Below are 6,032 nucleotides of genomic sequence, written 5' to 3'. Positions count from 1 at the left end.
GGGGGGGGGGGGGGGGGGGGGGGGGGGGGGGGGGGGGGGGGGGGGGGGGGGGCGGCGGGGGGGGGGGGGGGGGGGGGGGGGGGGGGGGGGGGGGGGGGGGGGGTGGGGGGGGGGGGGGGGGGGGGGGGCGGCGGGGGGGGGGGGGGGGGCCCCCCGGGGGGGGGGGGGGGGCCCCCCCCCCCCCCCCCCCCCCCCCCCGCGACTCCGCTAGTCCTGTTTCTCACCGCTGGCGAAGCGCGAGATGACCAGCGCCACGATGATGATCGCGCCGTTCAGGAACTGGTTCCACAGCGGCGGGACCCCGCCCAGGGTCATCACGTTGACCACGAGCTGGAGGGTGAGCACCCCCGTCAGCGCGCCGAACAGCGTGCCGCGCCCGCCCTTGAGGCTGATGCCGCCGATGACGGCGGCGGCGAAGACCTGGAAGATCCAGCCGTTGCCCTGGTTGGCCGCGACCGAGCCGTAGTGGCCGGTGTACAGGACACCCGCGAAGCCGGCCAGCAGCCCGCCGACGCCGAGGACGATCCAGGTGATCCGGTCCACCCGGATACCGGCGGCGCGCGCCGCCTCCGGGTTGCCGCCGATCGCGTACAGGGCCCTGCCGTGCCGCATCCAGGCCAGCACCGCCCCGCCGATGGCGAACAGCGCCAGGCAGATCCACACCGCGGCCGGCGCGCCGATCCAACTGGTCTTCCCCAGGTAGCGGAAGGACTCGGGCACATCGGTGATCGACTTGCCCTCGGTGATGCCGATCTGCAGGCCGCGCAGCATGGTGAGCATGCCGAGCGTGGCGATGAAGCCGTTGACCCGCAGTTTCAGGATCAGGAAGCCGTTGATCAGCCCCACCGCGAGGCCCGCCAGCAGGCAGACCGGGATCGCCGACCACTCCGGCAGCAGCCCCAGCCCGTTGAACCGGCCGCCGGACGTGGGCAGGACCAGCCACATCGCGACGACCGGCGCGATGCCGATCGTCGACTCCAGGGACAGGTCCATCCGGCCGCTGATCAGGATCAGCGCCTCGCCCAGCACCAGCAGGCTCAGCTCCGACGACTGCTGGACCACGCTGATCAGGTTGTTGGAGGTCAGGAACACCGGCGAGACGATGAAGCCGATCACCATCAGCACCAGGATCACCGGCACCAGCGAGAAGTCGCTCCACCGGATGAGCCGCAGCCGGCCGCGCGGCGTCAGCTTCTCGGTCTCGGCCGCCACCGGCGGCCGCATCGTCTCGGTCATTCCCGCTCCCCCACACCTTCCATGGCGGCGACCAGTTCCCGGTCGGTCCACCCACTCCCGAACGTGGCCACCACGCGCCCGTGGAACAGCGCGAGTACGCGGTCGCACACCCGCAGATCGTCCAGCTCGTCCGAGATGATCACGGCCGCGCTGCCTTCGTCAGCCACCCTGCGTACGACGCCGAGCAGCGAGTCCTTCGATTTCACGTCGACACCGGCGGTGGGCCGCACCGCCACCAGCGCCGTGGGGTTGCGCGCGAGCGCACGCGCGACCACCACCTTCTGCTGGTTCCCGCCGGACAGACCCGCGACCGGCTGTTCGGGTCCTGTGGTCTTGATGTCCAGGGCCGCGATCATCGACCGGGCGAACGCCCGGGTCCGCGAGGGCAGTACGGTCCCCCAAGGCCCGAGCTGGTCGGCGACCGTGAGCGTCGCGTTCTCCGCGACGCTGCGGCCGACGACCAGGCCCTGGAGGTGCCGGTCCTCGGGGATGTAGCCGATCCCGGCGTCCAGGGCGTGCGGGACGCTGCCCGGCTTCACCGTCTTGCCGTTCATGGAGATCCGGCCGGCGCTCGCGCTGCGCATGCCGACCAGGATCTCGCCGAGCGCGGTGGTGCCGCTGGCCGCGGCGCCCGCCACGCCCAGCACCTCACCGGGGCGCACCGCCAGGTCGAGCGGCTCGAACGCCCCGTCGAGGGCGAGCCCTTCGGTCCGCAGGACCGGCTCGGCCCCGGTGTCGGGCTGTTCGGCGTGCGCCGCGTGCCAGGCCGCCGTCTTCGCCCCCGACTCGCCGGTCATCGCGGTCACCAGCTCGTCCTTGGACAGGTCGGCGACCGGCGCCGTCAGCACGTGCCGGGCGTCGCGGTAGACGGTGACCGCGGTGCACAGCTCGTACACCTCCTGGAGGTGGTGGGAGATGAAGAGGAACGCCACGCCCTGCGACTGGAGTTCACGCAGCCGCTCGAACAGCCGCTGGATACCGCGCGCGTCGAGCTGCGCCGTCGGCTCGTCCAGGATGATCAGCCGGGCGCCGAAGGACAGTGCCCGCGCGATCTCGACGAACTGCCGCTGCTCGACGGGCAGATCCTTCATCCGTACGTTCGGGCCGACGTCGACCCCGTACTCGGCCAGCAGGTCCTGGGCGCGTCTGCGCAGGCCGCGCCAACTGATGAAACGCGCGCCGCCGCCGGTCCCGCGCAGCCCGAAGTCGTTGAGGAACAGGTTCTCCGCGACGGTCAGGTCGGGGACCACCATGGACTTCTGGTAGACGCAGGCGACCTTCGACTGCCAGGCGGCGGTGTCCCCGTACGCGGGCGCCGGCGCACCGCCGAAGGTCACCTGCCCCTCGTCCGGCTTGTGCAGCCCGGTGAGAACGCTGACCAGGGTGGACTTTCCCGCGCCGTTGCGGCCGACGAGTGCGTGCGACTCGCCGGGCCGTACGGTGAGTTGGACACCGTCAAGCGCGACGGTGGGCCCGAAGCGCTTGACGATGCCTTCCGCGTGCACCGCGGCAGGTGCCGCCGCGTCAGATACTTCCAAGGCCACGGCTAGCTCTTCTTGTCCAGTTGGTTGGCCCAGAGCTTCGGGTCGTCCACGTTGTCCTTGGTCACCAGGGGCGCGGGGAGCTGGTCCTCGTACCCGTTGGGGATCTTGATGACGTTGGAGTCGTGGTCCGTGGGGCCGAGCTTCTGCTTCTTGCCCTCCAGCGCCTGCTTGGCGTAGTAGAGCGCGTACTTGGCGTACAGGTCGGCGGGCTGCGAGATGGTGGCGTCGATCTTGCCGGAGCGGATCGCGTCGAACTCCTGCGGGATGCCGTCGTTCGAGATGATCGTGATGTGCCCTGCCGTGCCCGGCGGCTTGAGCAGTTTCTTCTGCTCCAGCAGGGCCAGGGTCGGCTCCAGGAAGACACCGCCGGCCTGCATGTAGATGCCGTTCAGGTCCGGGTTGGCGGTGAGCGTGGACTGGAGCTTGGCCGAGGCCACGTCGCCGGCCCAGTTGGTCACCAGCTCGAAGACCTTGATGCCGGGGAAGTTCTTGTCCATGCAGGACTTGAACGCCTCCGAGCGGTCACGGCCGTTGATGGAGGACAGGTCGCCCTGGAACTCGGCCACCTTGCCCTTGCCCTTGAGCTGCTTGCCGAGGTACTGGCAGGCGTTCTCGCCGTACGCGCGGTTGTCGGCCCTGACGACCATGTAGACGTTGCCCTTGTCGGGCCGGGTGTCCACGCTGATGACGGGTATCTTCTTGTCGTTCAGCTTCTGGAGTGTCTCGGCCACGGCGCCGGTGTCCTGCGGGGCCATGACGACGGCCTTGGCGCCCTGGTCGGTGAGCGCCTGCACGTTGGCGGCGAGCTTGCCGATGTCGTTCTGCGAGTTCGTCAGCGGCAACGCGTCCACGTCACCGGCCTTGACGCCCTTCTCCACGTACTGCTGGTAGGAGTTCCAGAAGTCGGTGTCGCTGCGCGGCAGGTCGATCCCGACCTTGCCGCCGCCCGCGCCCGAGTCGCCCTCGTCACGGTTGCAGCCCGCGAGGGCCGTGACGGCGAGCAGGGCGACGCCGGTGGCGACGCTCGTCGTACGCAGTCTGCGGAGTGGGGCTCGCCCCACGGTGTTGCGCGGCATGGATTGTCCCGTCCTTAAGGCTTGGTGAAACACGGCTCAGTTGGCGGGGCGCAGGCGTAGGCCCTGCATTCCGCCGTCCACAGCGAGGGCCGTTCCCGTGACGGCTGCCGCCGCGGGGCTGGCGAGATAGGCGACCGCTGCCGCGACCTCGTCCGCACCGACCAGCCGTCCCGTCGGCTGGCGTGCGGCGAGCGCGGCGCGTTCGGCCGCCGGGTCCGGTGCCTGGTCGAGCAGCCGGCCGATCCAAGGGGTGTCCGCGGTACCGGGGTTGACGCAGTTGACCCGGATCCCCTCGCGGATGTGGTCGGCCGCCATGGCCAGGGTCAGCGAGAGGACAGCGCCCTTGCTCGCGCTGTACAGGGCCCGTTGGGGCAGTCCGGCGGTGGCGGCGATGGAGCAGGTCTGGGTGATGGAGACGCAGCCGGGCCGTTCGTCGGCCGAGCGGCGCAGATGGGGCAGGGCGTGCCGGGCGGTGCGGACCATGCCGAGGACGTTGATGTCGATGACACGCAGCCACTCGTCGTCCGCGTTGTCGAGGACGGTGCCCTGGGCGCCGATGCCGGCGTTGGAGACGATGGTGTGCAGGCCGCCGAACTCGGCTGCCGCGGCGTCCACCGCCGCCTTGACGGCCGCGTCGTCCGTGACGTCGGCGGTGAGCGCCAGCGTCCCGGCCGGCGCCCCTTCGGTCGCCCTGTCCAGTACGGCGACCTGGGCGCCGCGCGCGAGCAGCAGCGTCGCGATGGCCGCGCCGATGCCCGAGGCACCGCCGGTGACCACGGCGCCGAGCCCTGCGAAGTCGCGGGCGTCGGGGGGCTGGGGTACTGCCGTCACGAACTGACCTCCTCGGTGGTGCGGCGGGACTGCCAGACGGGTCCCTCCGGGAAACTGTGCGCGGCGATCGACCCGGGGAGCATCCGCGCGGAGAAGCCGGGCGCCGTCGGGGTGGCGTAGCGCCCCGAGACGATCACGGCCGGGTCGGCGAAGTGCTCGTGGAGATGGTCGACGTACTCGATGACCCGGTCCTCCCAACTGCCGGACACCGCGACATAGTCGAACATCGAGAGATGCTGGACCAGTTCGCACAGTCCGACGCCGCCGGCGTGCGGGCAGACCGGCACGCCGAACTTGGCGGCGAGCAGCAGGATCGCCACGTTCTCGTTGACGCCCGCGACTCTGGCCGCGTCGATCTGGACGAAGTCGACGGCGCCCGCCTGGAGAAGCTGCTTGAAGACGACCCGGTTGGCGACGTGCTCGCCGGTGGCCACCTTGACCGGCTGCCCGGCTCTGATCGCCGCGTGGCCGAGGATGTCGTCGGGGCTGGTCGGCTCCTCGATCCAGTGCGGGTCGAACGGGGCGAGCGCCGACATCCAGCGCAGCGCGTCGGGCACGTCCCAGCGCTGGTTGGCGTCGACGGCGATCCGGATGTCGGGTCCCACGGCGGCGCGGGCCAGCTCCATACGTCTCGTGTCGTCGTCGAGCGAGCCGCCGACCTTCAGCTTGATCTGCTCGAACCCGTCGGCGACGGCCTGCTTGGCGAGCCCCACGAGTTTGGCGTCGGAGTAGCCGAGCCAGCCGGGCGACGTGGTGTACGCGGGGTAGCCCTGCGCCCGCAGCGCCGCGGCCCGTTCGGCGCGGCCGGGTTCGGCCGCGCGCAGGATCTCCAGCGCCTCGTCGGGGGTGAGGGCGTCGGTGAGATAGCGGAAGTCGACGAGCGAGACGAGTTCCTCGGGGGTCATCCCGGCGAGGAACTCCCAGACCGGCTTGCCCGCGTTCTTCGCTGCCAGGTCCCAGGCGGCGTTGACGACGGCGCCCGCCGCCATGTGCATCACGCCCTTCTCGGGGCCGAGCCAGCGCAGTTGCGAGTCGTGGGTCAACTCGAAGTAGAGCGCGGCGAGATCGGCCGCGGTGTGCGGGGCGGACCGTCCCACGACGTACGGCCGCAGCGCCTCGATGGCGGCTGCCGTGACCTCGTTTCCCCGGCCGATCGTGAAGCAGAATCCGTGGCCTTCGGCGCCGTCCGTGGTCCGCAGGATCACGTAGGCGGCCGAGTAGTCGGGATCCGGGTTCATGGCGTCGGAGCCGTCGAGCTGTTCCGAGGTGGGAAAACGAATGTCGTGAACCTCGAACCCCGTGACGGTCTGACTCATGCACGCCCCCCTTGGAAGAACATCGGACC

Annotated in this window: 5 protein-coding genes; all 5 read right to left on the bottom strand. The window is 71.1% G+C overall.

The features are described 5' to 3' along the window. Positions 1–207: 207 nt before the first annotated feature. Genes ACZ63I_RS33290 through ACZ63I_RS33270 form a run of 5 tightly spaced genes read right to left on the bottom strand, consistent with a single transcriptional unit; the run spans position 208 to position 6,003 of the window. On the bottom strand, positions 208–1,236 hold the full coding sequence (locus ACZ63I_RS33290; RefSeq protein ID WP_469343121.1) for an ABC transporter permease: 1,029 nt from the start codon (positions 1,234–1,236) through the stop codon (positions 208–210). Further along, positions 1,233–2,780 carry a sugar ABC transporter ATP-binding protein gene (locus ACZ63I_RS33285; RefSeq protein ID WP_469343119.1) on the bottom strand — a complete coding sequence of 516 codons (1,548 nt, stop codon included), beginning with the start codon at positions 2,778–2,780 and terminating at the stop codon, positions 1,233–1,235. Before ACZ63I_RS33285 ends, ACZ63I_RS33290 begins: the two co-directional genes overlap by 4 nt. 2 nt (positions 2,781–2,782) lie before the next feature. Continuing rightward, on the bottom strand, positions 2,783–3,856 hold the full coding sequence (locus ACZ63I_RS33280) for a sugar ABC transporter substrate-binding protein (RefSeq protein WP_469343118.1): 1,074 nt from the start codon (positions 3,854–3,856) through the stop codon (positions 2,783–2,785). Positions 3,857–3,892: 36 nt separating this feature from the next. Next, the gene (locus ACZ63I_RS33275) at positions 3,893–4,687 is read right to left on the bottom strand and encodes an SDR family NAD(P)-dependent oxidoreductase (RefSeq protein WP_469343116.1); all 795 of its coding nucleotides are present in this window, start codon (positions 4,685–4,687) and stop codon (positions 3,893–3,895) included. Continuing rightward, positions 4,684–6,003, bottom strand: a complete 1,320-nt coding sequence (locus ACZ63I_RS33270) for an enolase C-terminal domain-like protein (RefSeq protein ID WP_469343114.1) — start codon at positions 6,001–6,003, stop codon at positions 4,684–4,686. The genes ACZ63I_RS33275 and ACZ63I_RS33270 overlap by 4 nt, the downstream gene beginning before the upstream one ends. Positions 6,004–6,032: the final 29 nt, after the last annotated feature.

It is taken from the genome of Streptomyces sp. NPDC087906, from assembly GCF_055584925.1.
This window is presented reverse-complemented; position numbering and strand designations above follow the sequence as displayed.